Source organism: Chryseobacterium salviniae, from assembly GCF_035819015.1.
Lineage (GTDB): Bacteria > Bacteroidota > Bacteroidia > Flavobacteriales > Weeksellaceae > Chryseobacterium > Chryseobacterium salviniae.
In genome coordinates this window covers 1-903 of the sequence record NZ_JAYLAA010000089.1, presented here as the reverse complement: position 1 = coordinate 903, position 903 = coordinate 1, and the positions used below count along the sequence as shown (strand labels likewise).

General features: G+C 40.8%; 2 protein-coding genes. Both read left to right on the top strand.

Annotated elements, in window-relative coordinates:
• Nucleotides 1-201: 201 nt before the first annotated feature.
• The gene (locus tag SOP96_RS19945; protein ID WP_326320291.1) at nt 202-375 is read left to right on the top strand and encodes a hypothetical protein; all 174 of its coding nucleotides are present in this window, start codon (nt 202-204) and stop codon (nt 373-375) included.
• 142 nt (nt 376-517) lie between these two features.
• The coding region (locus SOP96_RS19940) for a hypothetical protein (protein WP_326322607.1) at nt 518-903 on the top strand (386 nt) is incomplete at its 3' end.

Genomic DNA, 903 nt, shown 5'->3' with positions numbered 1-903 from the left:
CGAAATGCCTTTAAAGAAAGTAAAATAATATGAAAATTAATATCTATAGAAGATACACCAAAAACCGAAAGAAATCCTACAAAAGTAACCTGGGAACTCTTCATAAAAAGAAGCAACGGGAAATTTACCACCACCAACATTAAGAAAAAAGGAACCGGTGATTTCACATTTGGTGAAAAAGCATTAGGGCATACCTTCCGCTTGGAAGCTTATCTTTATAAGCCTGAAGGAGGCGGATTAATGATTACCCCAAAACGCGACAAAATACCGAGAATAAGTAAGGTTGAGCTGTTTTATGTGGATGATTCCAGAGGAACTAACTTCAGCTTCATGGAAAAGCTCCGTGCAAGAGCTTATGCGGTGAACCCTGTTTAATAAAGAACTTGTTTTTACCCTTTGGGAAGATGATGCTAAAGGTGGCGGACATAGCAAAAGCAATACGCCCATTGCCACACAAAAAACGAAAGTAGACCACAACGGCATCGCCGTTACCGAATTTCTCCTGTCGAAAGCCTTAATGCAGAAAGCCATGCAGGGCGAAGCAGATCCTAAACAATTAGAGTTTTATGTAACGGTAGAATACTATTTCCATAAAAAACATGCAACGGATAATGTCGAGGTGAATAATCCTTTTCCTCAAACTCCGAAATCAAAAACCTCATCAATACCTGCCAAAGCCAAAGGCTCACCCGCAGAACAGAAGCCTAAATCTAAAAAAGAAGAAAAAGGAATTTTAGAAAGCATTGCAGATCAATTTCTGGAACTTTGGGATTGGAGCGAAAGCAAAGGAACCATCAAAAAAAACCAGCCGCCAACCCTGCCGAAACCGGAAGGCAGAAGCCCGGCGGTGGTGAGTGAGCCTAAGCAGCAACCTGTTAGAAATTGCGGAGAAAAATATTGTAT